Consider the following 16,013-nt stretch of genomic DNA (forward strand, 5'->3'; position numbering starts at 1 on the left):
CGCGACCAGGCGGCATGCTGCGCCGAGGTCGCGCTGCACTTCATGCCGAACAAGGAGGCCCGGTTGAAACGACCCGTATCGAACACGGCTGCCACGCGCGGTCGACTGCGTGCGCTTTGGCTGCTGCTGGCCATGCTGCTGGCCTACCTGTTTAGCTGGGCGCTCAGTGCCCAGCTGGCGTTGATGCTGGCCTGGCTGGGGCAGGCGCGCAGCGAGGCGGTGCTGGGCAGTTCGCTCGCGGCCTTCGTGTCGTACCCGGCGCTGGTGCTGTGGCTGTTGTGCGCGCGCCGAGCCCGGCGTAACGCCCTGTGGCTGACCGCCATCGCCTTGGCGCTGCTGGCCACGCAACGGCTGCTGGTGGGGGCGGGCTGATGTTCGACAGTGTTCGCCAGGCCATGCTGTGGGCACACCGGGTGCTCGGCGTTGGCTTTTCCGGGTTGCTGCTGATCGCCTTTTTCATGGGTAGCCTGGCGTTGTATGACCGCGAACTGGACAGCTGGATGCTGCCAGCGCTGCGCGTGGCGCCGGCCACCACACCGTTGTCGCTGGACCGCCAGGTGCTGCCCCAGGTGGCCAGCCTGAGCGACGGCAAGGCGCTGTTGCAGTGGTATGTCGAATTGCCCGATGCCCGCCGCCCGCTGGTGCGCTTCCAGGCTTGGAGCGTCGACCGCGAGGGCTTCAGCCGCTTTCTGCTGCCGGATGGGCAGGGCGCGCTGGAGGTGGCCGGCAGCCGTGGCGGCGACTTCTTCTACCGTTTGCACTACACCCTGAACATCCAGGCCTGGAACCTCGGTACCCGGCTGCTGGGGCTGGCCGCCATGGTCGGGCTGATCGTCCTGATCGCCGGGGTGTGCATCCATGCGCGGTTGTTCCAGGACCTGTTCACCCTGCGTGCCAACAAGGCCCCCCGGCGCCTGCTCGACCTGCACAACCTCACGGGTGTGCTGGCCTTGCCGTTTCATGCGCTGATCATGCTGAGTGGCCTGCTGATTCTGTTTCCGCTGTACCTGCCTGCCGCCATCGAGGCGCTGTACCCCGGCCAGGCCGGGCAGTTCGCGGTACAGGCCGACGCTGGCTACAGCCGCCCGGCGAGCGGCACCCCGGGGCCGCTGGCCTCGCTCGATAACATGCTGACCCAGGCTCGCCAGTACTGGGGCGATGGCACACCGGCATTCGTCAGGGTGTGGCATCCCGGCGACGCCAACGCCTATGTCGAAATCAGCCGCAGCGTGGCCGATCGCCTGAGCGTGGACGGGGAAACCTTGTACTTCGACGGTGCCAGCGCACGCTTGCTGCATGCCTCGCGGCTGCCCGCGGCGGCGGCGACCCTGGATGTACTGGCCGGGCTGCATGTGGCGCATTTCCAGCAGCCGGCGCTGCGCGCGTTGTACTTTTTCGCCGGCCTCAGTGGTTGCGTGATGCTTGCCAGCGGTTTGCTGTACTGGTTGGCCAAGCGCCGCCTGCAACAGCCCGGCCGGGAATGGGGCACGCTGGCGATGACCCTGCTGTGCAGCGTGCTGATTACCGGCATGCCGCTGGCCACGCTGGGCATGCTGCTGGCCAACCGTTGCTTGCCATCGGGCCTGGCCGGGCGTGCCGACTGGGAGGGCCAGGTATTCTTCGGCGTCTGGCTGCTGGCTGGCTTGCACGCCTTGTGGGTGATCGGCCGCTGCACTCAGGCCCGTGCCCCGTGGGCAAGCCAGTGCCTGGCGATCGCTGCCCTGGCATTGCTGGCGGTGCTGGCCAATGCCTGGAGCACTGGCGACCATCCGCTGCGCGCGCTTGGCCAAGGGTTGTGGGCGGTAGCCGGGGTCGACCTGGTGCTGCTGGCCTGCGCGGTGCTGGCTGGCAGCCTGGGCTGGCGCTTGCGAAGACGTGCGGTGCCGGTGCATCGGTTGGCGGAGGTCAAGGATGCTTGAAGGGTTGTTCAGCGTGGCAGTGCTGGGCTTGCAACTGCTGGGGCTGTCGGCCCTGGCCCTGAGCCAGGCGCAGCATTGGCAGCGGGTGATGCAGCCACGGCGGTTTCCCGGCACGCGAGGCTTGCGGCTGGCGGCGCTGCTGTTGCTGGCGCTGGCCTTGCTGGTGAGCATGGGTGACCTGGGGCCTGCCATGGGGGCGCTGTTCTGGGTGCTTGCGCTGCTGCCGTGCGGCCTGGCGCTGGCCCTGCTGCTGTACTGGCTGCGCGCCTGAAACTGGGTTTTTGCCCAACGTCAGGAATGCAGTACATTCCTGCAGGAGCGGATTTATCCGCGATCACCGGCAAGGCCGGTGCCATCCACCGCGTTGCCTGCATCGCGGATAAATCCGCTCCTACACGCGTGAACCGCGCCGGCTTCGGGCCGACGCCGCACCTGTAGGAGCGGATTTATCCGCGATCAGCGGGGGACAGTGCCCCGCAGTTGCTCGTCAGACGTGGCTGTAGCGGCTCAGCACATTCAGCAAGTCACCCAGTTGCGGGTTGAGGAACACCAGGCTGGCGGGTACCTGGGTGCCCCACATCTGCTGTACTCGCGCGCACAGCAGCACAGCCTTGAGCGAACTGCCGCCCACCTCGAAGAACTGTGCCTGTTCATCCAGCGTCGCTAGCTCCAGCACCTCGCACAACAATGCCGCCAGCTGTTCGCGGGCTGCGGGTCGCTGCCCGTCCTGGGCCCGAGGCAGTGGCTGCAGGCGCTGTACCAGGTTCTCGAACGAAGCCGCCGGCTGCCCGGGCAGGGCTTCGAGCAGGGCCCGCAGGTCTTCGCCCAAGGCCTCGATGCTGGCCGGCAGGAACAGGTCGGTGGCATAGGTGAAGGTCGCGATCAGCCCCTCTTCGCGTTCACTGACATCCAGCATCAGGTCGAACAAGGTGCTGCACTTGCCGTGCTCTTGCTGCAACGGTTCGATGCTCAGGTTGCCGAACGCCGAAGAGCGCAGGTTGCGTTCCTGGTGCAGGTCGAACATCACCTGGATCAGCGGCACGGCGTGCTGCTGGGCGCCTGGCAGGGCCTGCAGCAACTGCTCGAACGGCAGGTCCTGGTTGGCATGGGCATGCAGCAAGTTGTCGCGCACCTGGTGCAGCACGCTGTCGAAATGCGGATTGCCCGAGAGGTCGGTGCGCAGCGCCAGGGTGTTGACGAAGAAGCCCACCAGCCCCTCCAGCGCCTGGTGATGGCGGTTGGCGATGGGGATGCCAATGCGAATTGCCGACTGCCGGCTGTGGCCAGCCAGCAATACGTTGAACGCCGCCAACAAGGTCATGAACAGCGTGCAGCCCTGTTCGCGGCTGTAGGCGTGCAGGGCCTGGGTCAGCTGCGGGCCGAGCACGAAGCTATGCTCGGCGCCGCGATGGCTGGGCAGGGCCGGGCGCGGCAGCATGCACGGCAACTGCAGCAGGCTGCGGTCCTGGCCCAGGTGGCGCAGCCAGAAGTCCAGCTGCGGCTTGAGTACCGTCGGGGTCAGCTCCTGGCGCTGCCATTGGGCGAAGTCGGCATATTGCAGCTGCGGTTCGGCCAGTGGCGAGGGTTGGCCGCTGCTGAAGGCGCTGTACAGCGCGACCAGTTCGCGGGTGAATACGCGCATCGACCAGCCATCGAAAACGATATGGTGCAGGGTCAGCCACAGCACATGCTCGTCGGCGGCCAGGCGTATCAGGCCGGCGCACAGCAGCGGCCCCTGTTCAAGATCGAAGCGGTGGGTCGCCTTGGCCTTGAGTTCCTGCTGCAGGCGCAGGTCGCGCTGTGGGCCAGGCAAACGGCTCAGGTCGATCAGGCCCAGGGTGAAGGGTTCGGCGGGTTGCACCTGCTGCAGCGGCACGTCACCGTCGAGGACGAAGGTGGTGCGCAGGCTTTCGTGACGCTGCAGCAGCACGCTGAAGCTGCGCTCCAGTGCCGGCAGGTCGAGTGCGCCGCGCAGGCGTACCGCCTCGGGGACGTTGTAGGTGGTGCTGCCAGGATGCAGGCGGTCGAACAGCCACAGGCGCTCCTGGGCAAAGGACAGGCGTAAAGGCGCCTGGCGCTGCTGTGCACTGATCGCTGGCAGCGTCGATGCTGCGGCCTTGGGCAAGGCCTGCTCGGCGAACGCGCCCAGGGTGGAATGCTGGAACAGCGCCCGCACCGGCACCTCGATGCCCAGGCTGCTGCGCAGGCGCGAGACCAGCCGGGTGGCGGTCAGCGAGTGGCCACCGAGTTCGAAGAAGTTGTCGTCCAGGCCCACCTGCGCGACCCCCAGTACCTCGGCCCACAGCGCCGCCAGCGAGGCTTCGTGCTCGTTGCGCGGTGCGCGGTAGCTGGCCCGGCGCTCACGCACCGGTGCCGGCAGGGCCTTGCGGTCGAGCTTGCCGTTCGGGGTCAGCGGCAAGGCGCCGAGCATCACGTAGGTGTTCGGCACCATGTGCTCGGGCATGTGCAGGGCCAGGTGCGCCTGCAGGGCGCTGGCGCCGGGGCAGGCATCGCGGGCGACCACATAGGCGACCAGCTCCGTGTCGCCGGCATCGTTGGCGCGTGCGACTACCGCCGCCTCGCGCACCCCGGGGTGGCTGAGCAGGCGTGCTTCGATCTCGCCCAGCTCGATACGGAAACCGCGAATCTTGACCTGGTCGTCGAGGCGGCCGAGGAACTCGATGTCGCCCTGGGCGTTGACCCGGGCGAGGTCGCCGCTGCGGTACAGCAGGCCAGCGCCAGGGTTCAGCGGGTTGTGCAGGAAGCGTTCGGCAGTGAGGTCCGGACGGCCCAGGTAACCCTGGGTAATGCCGGCGCCGCTGAGGTAGATCTCGCCAATCACCCCGGCAGCCACCGGGCGCAGGTAGCTGTCGAGCACCTGCACCTGCATGTTGGCGATCGCCTTGCCGATCGGCAGCACGCCGTGCTCGTCGCCACGGGCACGGTAATAGCTGCACCACACGGTGCCCTCGGTCGGGCCGTACTCGTTGTACAGCTGCGCCTGCGCGCACTGCTGCTTATGCCGGCGGGCCAGGCTGGCCGGGCAAGCTTCGCCGGCGACGATGGCGCAACGCAGGCTGCCCAGGTGCTCGGCGCCCTGTTCCAGCACCTGCGCGTACAGCGAAGGCAGCATCAGCGTGTGGCTGATCTGCCGGGCGGCGATCAGCCGGCCCAGGGCCAGGGCGTCCTGCACCTGGTCATCCTGCGGCAGGCACAGCTGCCCACCCTGGGCCAGGGTCCAGAACAGCCCGGCCACCGAACTGTCGAATGCCAGCCCCGAGACCAGCAGGAAGGCCTGCAGCGGCTCCGGGTAGGCGAGCAGGCGCGCCGAGGTGGAATGCACGGCGTTGCGGTGCGACACCATCACGCCCTTGGGGCGGCCGGTAGAGCCGGAGGTGAAGATCAGGTAGGCCAGGCTGTCGCCGTCGGTCACTGGGGCCGGGCGCTGGGTGGGCAACTCGTGCGCGGCCAGGCGGTCGAGCCACAAGGTGCGGTAGTCGCCCTGGGGCAGGCGGCTCTGCAGGCTGCTCAGGCTGAGCAGCAGCGTGGCGCGGGTCTGTTCGAGCATGTCGCTGAGGCGCTCGGCCGGGTAGCTCGGGTCCAGCGGCAGGTAGGCGCCACCGGCCTTGAGGATGCCGAGGATGCCGACGATTGCCTCCAGGCTGCGGCCGATGAACAGGCCGACGGCCTGGCCGGGTACCAGGCCTGCCTGGCGCAGCTGGTGCGCCAGCTGGTTGGCCCGGGCCTCCAGCGCCTGATAGGTAAGTTGTGCCTCGCCGTGGCTGACCGCGATGGCGTCTGGCCGGGCCGCGACCTGTTGCTCGAACAACTGGTGCAGCAGGGTCGGCGCTGGCTGCTGCACCTCGGTGTGGTTCAATGCCGCCAGCCAGGCCTGGTGAGCGTCACTGATGCCCGAAGCCTCGCCCAGCGCCTGCTGGCTGGCAGCGCTGGCCTGCCGGCACAGGGTGAGCAACTGGTCGAGCAACAGCCCGGCCGCGTCGGCGTCCAGGCGGGCGGCATCGTAGTGCAGCTGGAAGCTGAAGCCCTCGGGCTGCTCGAGCACTTCCAGCAGCAGGCTGTGGGCGCAGGCTTCACCGTGCAGCGCCAGTACCGGCCAGGCCGAGGCCAGTGGCCGGCGCAGGCGGAAGCCGAAGGGCGTGTCCTGGGCCTGGGCCGGCCACTCTTCCTGCCAGGTGCGAGCCTGTTCCAGCAATTGCGCGAAGGCCGGCAGGGCGTTGTCCAGGGTGGCCTGGTCGTCCGGCTCCAGGCGCAGCGGCAGGCGCTTGGCATAGGGCCCGAAGGCGCCCTCCGTGGCGCTGTTGCGGCCATCGTCGGCCCAGCCCAGCAGCACCTGAGGCTGCCCCAGGTGGCGCTTGAGCAGCAGCGCCCAGCAGTAGCCGAACAACGCCTGCGGCGTGGCATCGAGGCCGGCCAGGGCGCTGCCGATCAGGTCCTGGAAGGCGGCGTCCGGGGTGTGCGCAAGGCAGGCTGGCTGCGCCGACGCGGTTACCTCGGCGCGTTGGAACGGGTGCAGGGTCAGGTACTGGTCGGCAGCTTGCTGGCGCTGCCAGAAGGCGCGCCCGGCATCGCTGTCGCTGCTGCCCAGGTGCTCGAATTGCCACTCGGCGAAGTCGGCGAACTGCACCGCTTGCTCGTCTGTCGGCTGGCCCTGGTACGCCGCCTGCCAGGCGTCGAGCAGCAGTTGCAACGTGGTGTAGTCGGCGTTGACGGCCGGCACCGCCAGGCAGGCCCGCAGCGGTGTCGTGCGGATTACCGCCACTGCCAGGCTGGCCTGGCCCAATGCTTCTTTCAGCAAACCGTGCAACGCCGCCTGCTGCGGCTGGTCGGCGATTTCGCGCCAGTCGATGTGCAGCTGTTCGGCGATGACCTGTACCGGCTGTTGCATGCCGGGGCTGGCCAGCAGCCGCGTGCGCAGGATCTCGTGCTGCGCCAGCACCTGCGCCAGGCTGCTGCGCAAGCGCGCAAGGTCAATGCCGTCAGGGACGGCGAAGGTCAGGTACAGGGCGTCGTCGCGCCCGTTGGCACGGGACCAGTGGGCATTTTGTTGCAGGGCAGGGCGGAAGCCCTCGATGGCGATGCTGGACATGTATGAGAACCTTGAATGGTGGGCAGGGAAACCGTGAACCAGGCGCGCGCGTCAGGGCTTGAGCGCCACCTCCGTGCTGTTCAGGGCCTCGGCCATCGACACCAGGATGCGTCGTGGGCTGTCGTATTCGTTGCGGGCATGCACCGAGAGCATGTTGTCCAGCAGCAGCACGTCGCCGTGGCGCCAGGGAAACTCGGTCATGTGCTGCAGGTAGATGCCACGCAGGTGTTCCAGCACCTGCGGCTCGATCGGGCTGCCGTCGCCATAGAAGGTGTTCTGCGGCAGGTCGTCATCGGCAAAGTCGGCCTCCAGTGCGTCGCGCACGCTGGGCGGCAGCGTGCTGACGTGGAAGAACGTGGCGTGGTTGAACCACAGTGTCTCGCCGCTGCGCGGGTGGCGTACCAGCGCCGGGCCGACCTGGCGGGTGCGCAGGCGGCCGTCGGCCTTCCATTCGGTCTGGATGCCGACGCTGGCGCAATAGGCATCGACCTGGGCACGGTCGTCGGTCTGGAACACGGTCTGCCAGGGCAGGCCAAAACCATCGCCGTAGTTGCGCACGTACATGATGCCCAGGCGGGCGAAGCGCTCGCGCACCTCGGGGTCGATGGCGCGGGTGATCGCCCGGGTGTCGCCGATCGGCGTTTCGCCGCGCGCCAGCGGGGCGATGTCGCACCAGAGGAAGATCTTCAGCGGGAACACCGGCGAGTAGGAATGCTCGTTGTGCGGGAAGATTCGCTGGTCCTTGGGGTAGTCGGTGGAGGTGTAGATGTTCAGGCGCGGGTCCACCTGGGTGCGCGGCGAGGCGCGGAACTTGTACTCCAGCGCGCCGCCGGACAACGCGCTGATGCAGTCGTCGAAGGCCTGGGCGCTGTCCACCGGGAAGCCGCGGAACAGCAGCGCACCATGCTCGAGCAACTTGCGCTCGATCAGCTCGCGGTTGGCCTCGGCCCAGGCCACCAGGCTGATGCCGGGGCCGGCCGGTTCGCACACGGCAGTGTAGCCGCTGCCCGGGTTGAGCGGTGTGAAGCGGACCAGGGAATCCTCGTCCACACGGATTGGTTTGCGGCGCATGCCGCCCAGCTTGGCGATCGCGGGGCCGTTCATGTGTTATCCCTCCATAGAGTCGATGGTGATGCGGCTGCGGCGACGGCTGCCGCCCAGGCGGGCCAGGCTCTGTTCGCTACGCGCGTTCAGGTGCTGCATGCGTTGTTCCTGCAGCTGCGTGCGCAGCGGCTGGACCAGCGCTTCCACCGGCAGCTCGGGGGCCATCACTACCTGTTCGAGCAGGCGCGTGAAGGCCGTGGCGAAGGCCTCGGCAGCGTGCCCATCGAGCAGGTCGGTGTTGTATTTCAGGGTGCAGGCCAGGCCGGCCGGGTGCTCTTCCACGCTCAGGTGCAGGTCCAGCTGCGACTGGCCATGCTCGATGCGTTCGGGCAGCACCCTCAGGCCCGGCAGTTCCAGGTTGCTGTCGGGTTGGTTCTGCAGCACCAGCTTGGCCTGGAACAGCGGGTTGTAGGCCAGGCTGCGGGCAGGGTTGAGTGCTTCGACCAGGCTGCTGAAAGGCAAGGCCTGGTGGCTGAAGGCTTCCAGCACCTGTGGCCGCACGCGTTGCAGCAGGGCATTGAAGCTGGGGTTGCCGCCGACATCGCCGCGCAGCGCCAGCTGGTTGATGAAGAAGCCCACCAGGCCCTCGGTTTCGCGGCGTTCGCGGTTGGCCACGTCGGTACCGATCACCGCCTGGGTACGCTCGCTGTGCAGGTACAGGTTCAGTTGCAGCACGCCCAGCAAACCCATGAACAAGGTGGCGCCATGGCTCAGGCACAGCAGCCTGAGGGCCTGGGCAGGGGCCGCATCGATCTGGAACGACAGCCGTGCGCCCTGGCCGCCGAGCACCTCGGGGCGTGGCCGGTAGCTAAACAGTTCGAGCGGCGCCAGCGGCTCGCCCAGGGCCTGGCGCCAGTAGTCCAGGTGGCGCTGGCAGGTCGCGGCGTCGAGCTGCTGGCGCTGCCAGGCGGCATAGTCGCTGTACTGCACCGGCAGTGCGGGCAGCGCCACGCGGGTGCCATGCACGGTAGCGCTGTAGAGCTGGCCGAGTTCACGCACCAGCACACCCATCGACCAGCCATCGGAGACGATGTGGTGCATCACCAGCAACAGCAGGTGCTGCTCATCGTCCAGGCGCACCAGGTGCAGGCGCAGCAGCGGTGCCTGGCGCAGGTCGATCGGGCGTGTCGCCAGCTCCACCAGCAGGCGCCGGGCGCTGGCCTCTCGCTCGGCTTCCGGCAACAGGCCGAGATCGTGCCAGTCCAGCGGCAGCTCCAGGTTGTCCTGCACCTTGACATGCAGCGTGCCGTCGTCTTCGTGAAAGCTGCTGCGCAGGGCCTCGTGGCGCTGGGTGAGCGCCTGGAATGCCTGGCGCAAGGCGGCCAGGTCGAGGTGCCCGAGCAGGCGTGCGGCGCTGGGGATATGGTAGGCCGCGCTGCCCGGTTGCAACGCCTGCACCAGCCACATGCCCTGCTGGGCATGGGACAGCACGCGACGGCCATCGCTCGGCAGCGCGGCGACGCCGATGGCTGCCTGGCGGTCGGCACTGGCGTTGTCCAGCAGGATGGCCAGTTGGCCGATGGTCGGCGCCTCGAACAGGCTGCGCAGGGGCAGTTCCAGTTTCAGCGTCTGGCGGATGCGTGCCACCAGCTGTGCGGCCAGCAGCGAGTGGCCGCCGATGGCGAAGAAGTTGTCGTCCATGGCGATCGCCTGCTCGCCCAGCACTTCCTGCCACAGGGCCAGCAACTGATGCTCGCGCTCGCTCTGCGCGGCGCGCTGGTTGCTGCCCTGGGCGCTGTAGTCCGGCACCGGCAGGGCGGCGCGGTCGAGCTTGCCGCCCGGGGTCATGGGCATCTGTGCCAGGCTGACGAACGCCGCGGGGATCATGTAGTCCGGCAGCTGCGCGGCCAGGTGCTGGCGCAGTTCGCTGGTATCTACGGGGTGATCGTGGAACACCAGATAGGCCACCAGGCGGCGATCGTCCGGGCGGTCCTCGCGCACCAGCGTCAGCGCCTGGCGAACCTGGGGGTGGCTGCGCAGGTGCGATTCGATCTCGCTGAGCTCGATGCGGAAACCGCGCAGCTTGACCTGCTGGTCGATCCGGCCCAGGTACTCGTAGCTGCCGTCAGGCAAGCGCCGGGCCAGGTCGCCGGTGCGGTACAGGCGGCTGCCGGGCGGGCCGTAGGGGTCGGGGCAGAAGCGCTCGGCGGTCAGGCCGGGCACGTCGTGGTAGCCGCGGGCAAGCAGCTCGCCGCCGATGCACAGTTCGCCAGGGACGCCGGGCGCTGCCAGGTTGTCATCGCGGTCGAGCAGGTAATAGGCGCGCCCACGCAACGGCGCACCGATTGGCAATTGCAGCGGCAGCGGCTCGCGGGCCAGCAGCGCGGTGCAGTCCTGGATGCTGGAGACCACGGTGATTTCCGTCGGGCCATAGATGTTGAGCAGGCGCACGGCGCCCAGGCCGGCCTGGCGCCAGGCCGCGAGGCCGGCGCTGGGCATCGCTTCACCGCCCACGCTGACCAGGCGCAACGCGCCATAGGCGGCGTGCGGCTGGCGGGCGAAGTCCTGGGCCAGCTGGAACCAGTAGGCGGTGGTCAGGCAGGCGGCGACGGTGATGCGGTGCCGGTAGAGACGGGCATGGAACTCGTGGCTGTCCCACAGCTCCGGGCCGCGCACCACCAGCGCCGCGCCGCACACCAGCGGGGGGAACAGCTGGTCGACAAAGCCATCGAAGTTGAACGTCGAGAACTGCAATACGCGGTCGTCGGCGTCGACGCCGTAATAGGCGCGCGCCACTTCGGTGTAGCCGGCCAGCGAGCGGTGGGTGACTGCCACGCCCTTGGGCTTGCCGGTGGAGCCGGAGGTATAGATGACATAGGCCAGTTGTTCGCGCTGTACCGGGCGCGTGCTCGGCACCCCGGCCAGCGCCGCTGCGTCGGCGTCCAGGGTGGTGACGTCCAGGCACGGGCGCTGGTACGCCGCCATGCAGGGCGCGGTGTCCGGGGCCACCAGCACCAGGCAGATGTCGGCGTCGTCGATCATGTGCGCCAGGCGTTCGTTGGGGAACTGCGGGTCCAGGGGCACGAAGGCCAGCCCGGCACCGAGCGTGCCGAACACTGCGGCAATGATGTCCAGGCCACGCGGCAGGCACAGGCCGATGCGCGCTTCGGCGGGCAGGCCCAGGGCCAGCAAGTGGCGGCTGATCAGCGCGGCGCGCTGCTGCAGGGTGGCATAGCTCCAGCTGCTGTCGTCGTGGATCAGCGCGATGCGCTGGGGCTGCCTGGCCGCTTGCGCAGCCAGGCGCACATGTACCAGCTCCGGCAGCGGGCCGAGGTCCATCGAAGCCTGGCAGTCGGCGAGCAGGCGCTGCTGTTGCGCGTCGTTGTACAGCGGCAGTTGCGCGATGCGCGTTGCCGGCGCCTGCGCCAGGCTGCCCAGCAGGGTGGCATAGCTGCGGCCGTGGTCGGCAAGGGTGGCGGGTTCGAACAGGTCGGCATTGCCGGTCAGGGTCAGTTCCAGTGCGTCGCTGCGCTCGACCACGGTGAGCACCAGGTCGAACTGCGCACTGATCTGCTCGCGCTCGATCTCGTCGACAACCAGGCCGGGCAGTTGCAGGCGACGCGGGGTGGTGCCGTCAAGCAGGTTGAACATCACCTGGAACAGCGGCGAATGCTGCAACTGGCGCTCGGGCTCCAGGGCCTGGACCAGGCGCTCGAATGGCAGCTGCTGGTGGGCCAGGGCCTGGCGGCGGGTCTGTTCGAGGTTGTCGAGCAAGCTGTCGAAGCGCAGCTGGCCGTCGAGCTGGCAACGCAGCACCAGGGTGTTGATGAAGCAACCGATCAGCCCTTCGGTCTCGACCCGGCTGCGGTTGGCCACCGGCACGCCGACACGCAGGTCGGTCTGCCCGCTGAGGCGATACAGCAGCACGTTGAACGCACCCAGCAGCACGCTGAACAGCGTTGTGCCACGGGTCTGGGCCAGGTCGCGCAGGGCCTGGCACAGCGGCGCCTCGATGCGTAACGTGTGGCGGCTGCCACGCCCGCTGGGCTGGCGCGGGCGTGGGTGGTCGCTGGGCAGTTGCAAGGTCGGCTGTTGGTCGCCCAACTGCTCGCGCCAGTACGCCAGTTCAGTTGCCAGGGCGTTGTCTGCCAGAGCGGTCTGTTGCCAGATGGCATAGTCGTGGTACTGGATCGGTAGGGCCGGCAGGTCGCTGTCGTGGCCTTGCACGGCGGCGCCGTAGAGGGCGGAGAGTTCCTTGACCAGGATGCCCAGCGACCAACCGTCGGCGACGATGTGCTGGGCGGTGAGGACCAGCACGTGCTCGTCGGCAGCGAGCCGCGCCAGCAGGCCGCGCAGCGGCGCCTGGCGCAGGTCGAAGGGGCGGTTGCTCTCGCTGTCGATCAGCTGCTGCAGGCGCGCGCTGCGCTGTTCGCCGGGCAGCGAGGACAAGTCTACCTGGGCCAGCGGCATCGGCAGTTGGTCATGCACGGTCTGGCGTGCCTGGCCGTTGGCCTCGTCGAAGGTGGTGCGCAGGATCGCATGGCGGGCGATCAGCTGGTCGAAACTGCGTTGCAGCGCCGCGCTGTCCAGGTTGCCGCGCAGGCGCAGGGCGGCGGGCATGTTATAGGCGCTGCTGGCCGGGTCCAGGCGGTGCAGGAACCACAAGCGCTGCTGTGCCCACGACAGCGGGTGCGGGCCCGGCTCGCCGGTCGCGACGATGGGCAGGCGGCTGAGGGCGAAGCCTTGCGCGGCCAGGGCGCTGGCGAAGGCCTGGCGTTTTTCCGGGGCGAGCCTGGCGATACGCTCGGCCAGTTGCTGGGGATCGAGTTGCATGGCTTCAGCTCCGTGGCACAGTGGCGGACTGGGCGCGGGCCTGCAGGGCGGCACGCTCCTCGGGTGACATCGCCGCAAGCTGGCGGCGCAGTTTGGCAATTTTCAGCAGTTGGCCGGGCTGGCTTTCGCGCGCGCGCAGGGCTTCGCCCAACGCCGCCACGCTCGGGTGGTCGAACACCAGCGCGGGCGCCACCTCCAGTTGCAGCAGGCTGCGCAGGCGGGTGCACAGCTTGATGACGATCAGCGAATGGCCGCCCAGGTCGAACAGGCTGTCGCTGATGCTCACGCGCGGGCGTTCGAGCAGCTCCTGGTAAAGGTCGGCCAGCAGCGCCTCGAGCGCATCGCGCGGCGGCACCTCGACCTGTTCGCTGGCCTGGCTATCGGTACTCGGCAGTGCGGCGAAGTCGACCTTGCCGTTGGCCAGGCGCGGTAGTTCGGCCAGGCTCAGCAGTTGCGCGGGAATCAGGTAATCCGGCAAGCGGTCACGCAGTTCGGCCAGCAGCGCGGCGCTGTCACGCTGGCTGACGGCATGCGCCAGCAACTTGCCGTCGCGATACTGCACCACGGCCTGGCTGACCCCTTCCAGGGCCAGCAGTGCGGCTTCCAGCTCGCCTGGCTCCACGCGGAAGCCGCGAATCTTGATCTGCTGGTCGACGCGCCCGGCCAGGTACACCTGGCCGTTGGCCGAAAGGCGCGCCAGGTCACCGCTGCGGTACAGGCGCTGGCCGGGTTGCAGCGGGTCGTCGATGAATGCGTCGGAGGCCCGGTTCATGTAGCCGCGGCAGACCTGCGCGCCGCCGATGTACAGCTCGCCCAGGGCGCCGATCGGCGCTGGTTGCAGGCCGGCCGGGGAGTCCTGCAGCAGGCGCACCCAGGTGTTGGCCAAGGCCTGTTCCAGGGGCAACGGGCTGCGCGGGTCGGGCGTTTGATCGAGGCTGTAGAGGACGCCGACCGTGGTTTCGGTGGGGCCGTAATGGTTGTGCACGCGGCTGGCCGGGGCCAGTTGGCCGATGCGCTGGCGCAAGGCCGCAGGGCAGGCTTCGCCGCCGAGCACCAGCACCTGCGGCAGGGCGATGGCTGGCTGGCCGTCGAGCAGCGCTGCCAGGTGCGACGGCACGATTTTCAGGCAGTCGATCTGCCCGTCTTCGAGGAAGCGGGCGAATGCGCTGGCATCCCGGCTGGCCTGGTCGTCGGCCAGCACCAGGCAACCGCCGGTCCACAGCGCGGCATACAGGGTGGTATTGCCCAGGTCGGCGGCCACCGAGGAGATCAAGGCGAAGCGCTTGCATTGCGCCAGGCTCAGCGCCTCGCTGACTGCGGCGGTGTAGTTGAGCAGTTGGCCATGTTCGATCACGACTCCCTTGGGCTCGCCGCTGGTGCCCGAGGTGTAAAGCAGGTAGGCGGCATCATCCAGGGCAATGGCGCCGGTGGTGACAGTGCCAGCAGGGGCTTCGAGCAATTCGGCGAAGGGGATGCCCTGCGCGCCGCCGATCACCAGCTGCGGCTGGGCGTCGGCCAGGATCCGCTGCTGGCGCGCCGCCGGCCAGGCCGGGTCCAGCGGCACATAGGCGGCGCCTGCGCGCATTACGGCGAGCAGGGCCAGCAGCAGTTGCGCCGAGCGCGGCAGCAGTAACGCGACGGCCGCACCGCGACCGATGCCGCGCGCCTGCAGCACGGCGGCCAGGTGTTCGACCTGGCCATGCAACTGGCCGTAGTTGAGGCTGAGCGCGCCATCCTGCAACGCCGCTGCATTCGGGGTGAGCTGTGCCCAGTGGGCCAGGCGCTCGATCAGCGGGCGGGTACCGAAGTCGCGCTGCGGGCCGCGCAGGCGTTGCTGCAAGGCCTGGTGCGCCGGCGGGCTCAGCGGCAGTTCGAGAAGGGCACGCTGGGATGGTTGTTCGACCAGTGCCTGCAGCAGGTGCAGGTATTGCTCCAGCAGGCAGCGCAAGTCGGCCTCGGCATAGTGCGCGGTAGGCGACTGCACGCTCAGGGCCAGTACCCGCTCCTGCGCGTCGAGGGTGGCTTGCAGTGCCAGGGCGAAGCCCACATCGGCGCCGGGCAGGGCATCGACCGACCAGTGCAGGCCGCCGCTGGCGAAGGGTGCGGTGTCGCGCACCAAGGTGAAGCCGACCGTGCGCTGCAGGGTGTGCGCAGGGTCGTTGACGTGCCAGTACTCCTGCTGCTGGGCGTGGCCGTCGAGCTGTTCGGCCAGTTGCTGCAGCCAGGTGCCGAAGGGCTGATCGAGCTGCGGCGCCAAGGCCAGGGGCAGGATTTTTTCGTAGACGCCGATGCCGTTGGCCAGGGCTTCGTACTCGAAGCGGCAGTCCTGTTGCCAGCCGCCGATGAACCTGGCGTCACCGCCGATGCGTGCCAGCAGCGCCCACCAGGCCGCCTGCAGCACGGTCCCCACGCTTTGCTCGCTGCGTTGCGCCAGGTGTTCCAGCTGCGCTTGCAGGGCGTCGGGCAGGGCCTGCTGGACGGCGTTGCCTGGCGCCTGCGGAGCGGGCTCGCGCAGGCCGCCCAGGCGAACCGGCGCCAGCGTCTCCAGGCCCAGGCCGGCCCAGTAGGCGCGCCCGGCAGGGGCTTCTTCGTCGGCGTCGAGGTCGTTGCGCCATTCCACGTACTGGCTGTACTGGAACGGTTCCTCCAGGGCCGCATCGGGCTGGGCGTACAGCGCTGCCAGTTCGCCCAGCAGGTTCTGCAGGCTCAGCCGGTCTGCGGCACAAGCGGCGACATACAGGTCCAGGCGCCACTGTTCGGCGCCCTGCGCGCGCAGGATGGCGCGCACCAGGCAGCCTTGTTCGACGGCCTGCGGCTGGGCGGCAAGGGCCTGGGCATCGGCGTGCTGTTCAGCGCCCAGCGGGTGCCAGTCGAGGCTGGCCGGGACCGTGCTCTGGCGCAGGCTGCGATACAGCGTCGAAGGGCGCAAGGCCACGCGCAGGCTGGTGTGGCGCTGGATAACCTGCAGCAAGGCTTCGTGCAGGCGGCTTGCCTGCAGCGGCCCGGCCAGGTTCAGCCCCAGGTGCAGGGGCGCGCGGCCGAGCTGTACGGCCAGGGCCTGTTCGGCGCTCAGTGGCAGGTCGTGGTTCAATTCCATGGCATCGTTCATC

The 16,013-nt window shown here is 68.9% G+C and carries 7 protein-coding genes; 3 read left to right on the top strand and 4 right to left on the bottom strand.

The window, feature by feature from the left end; all coding sequences use genetic code 11:
* Positions 1-63 precede the first annotated feature (63 nt).
* From HU760_RS09345 to HU760_RS09355, 3 genes are read left to right on the top strand one after another with little or no spacing between them, the layout of a single operon-like run.
* Positions 64-372, top strand: coding sequence for a hypothetical protein (locus HU760_RS09345; RefSeq protein WP_225932804.1), 309 nt, complete (start codon positions 64-66; stop codon positions 370-372).
* On the top strand, positions 372-1,919 hold the full coding sequence (locus HU760_RS09350) for a PepSY-associated TM helix domain-containing protein (protein WP_186674715.1): 1,548 nt from the start codon (positions 372-374) through the stop codon (positions 1,917-1,919). Before HU760_RS09345 ends, HU760_RS09350 begins: the two co-directional genes overlap by 1 nt.
* The gene (locus tag HU760_RS09355; RefSeq protein ID WP_186674714.1) at positions 1,912-2,190 is read left to right on the top strand and encodes a DUF3325 family protein; all 279 of its coding nucleotides are present in this window, start codon (positions 1,912-1,914) and stop codon (positions 2,188-2,190) included. The genes HU760_RS09350 and HU760_RS09355 overlap by 8 nt, the downstream gene beginning before the upstream one ends.
* 216 nt (positions 2,191-2,406) lie before the next feature.
* Here HU760_RS09355 and HU760_RS09360 read toward each other — a convergent pair whose 3' ends face one another.
* The 4 genes from HU760_RS09360 to HU760_RS09375 are packed head-to-tail and all read right to left on the bottom strand — an operon-like array spanning position 2,407 to position 16,012.
* Complete coding sequence (locus HU760_RS09360) at positions 2,407-7,026, bottom strand: non-ribosomal peptide synthetase (RefSeq protein WP_186674713.1); 4,620 nt, start codon at positions 7,024-7,026, stop codon at positions 2,407-2,409.
* A gap of 51 nt (positions 7,027-7,077) precedes the next feature.
* Positions 7,078-8,130 (bottom strand): TauD/TfdA family dioxygenase, encoded by a 1,053-nt coding sequence (locus HU760_RS09365; protein ID WP_186674712.1) that lies wholly within the window; start codon positions 8,128-8,130, stop codon positions 7,078-7,080.
* A 3-nt stretch (positions 8,131-8,133) separates the two neighbouring features.
* Complete coding sequence (locus tag HU760_RS09370; protein WP_186674711.1) at positions 8,134-12,903, bottom strand: non-ribosomal peptide synthetase; 4,770 nt, start codon at positions 12,901-12,903, stop codon at positions 8,134-8,136.
* A 4-nt stretch (positions 12,904-12,907) separates the two neighbouring features.
* On the bottom strand, positions 12,908-16,012 hold the full coding sequence (locus tag HU760_RS09375) for a non-ribosomal peptide synthetase (protein ID WP_186674710.1): 3,105 nt from the start codon (positions 16,010-16,012) through the stop codon (positions 12,908-12,910).
* Between the last annotated feature and the right edge of the window lies 1 nt (position 16,013).

This window comes from Pseudomonas oryzicola, assembly GCF_014269185.2.
Classification (GTDB): domain Bacteria; phylum Pseudomonadota; class Gammaproteobacteria; order Pseudomonadales; family Pseudomonadaceae; genus Aquipseudomonas; species Aquipseudomonas oryzicola.

What these genes read in the sequence shown, in the direction of transcription:
- HU760_RS09370 (WP_186674711.1), bottom strand. Translation starts at nt 12,903, where the DNA reads ATGCAACTCGATCCCCAGCAACTGGCCGAGCGTATCGCCAGGCTCGCC.
- HU760_RS09375 (WP_186674710.1), bottom strand. Translation starts at nt 16,012, where the DNA reads ATGAACGATGCCATGGAATTGAACCACGACCTGCCACTGAGCGCCGAA.
- HU760_RS09365 (WP_186674712.1), bottom strand. Translation starts at nt 8,130, where the DNA reads ATGAACGGCCCCGCGATCGCCAAGCTGGGCGGCATGCGCCGCAAACCA.
- HU760_RS09355 (WP_186674714.1), top strand. Translation starts at nt 1,912, where the DNA reads ATGCTTGAAGGGTTGTTCAGCGTGGCAGTGCTGGGCTTGCAACTGCTG.
- HU760_RS09350 (WP_186674715.1), top strand. Translation starts at nt 372, where the DNA reads ATGTTCGACAGTGTTCGCCAGGCCATGCTGTGGGCACACCGGGTGCTC.
- HU760_RS09360 (WP_186674713.1), bottom strand. Translation starts at nt 7,026, where the DNA reads ATGTCCAGCATCGCCATCGAGGGCTTCCGCCCTGCCCTGCAACAAAAT.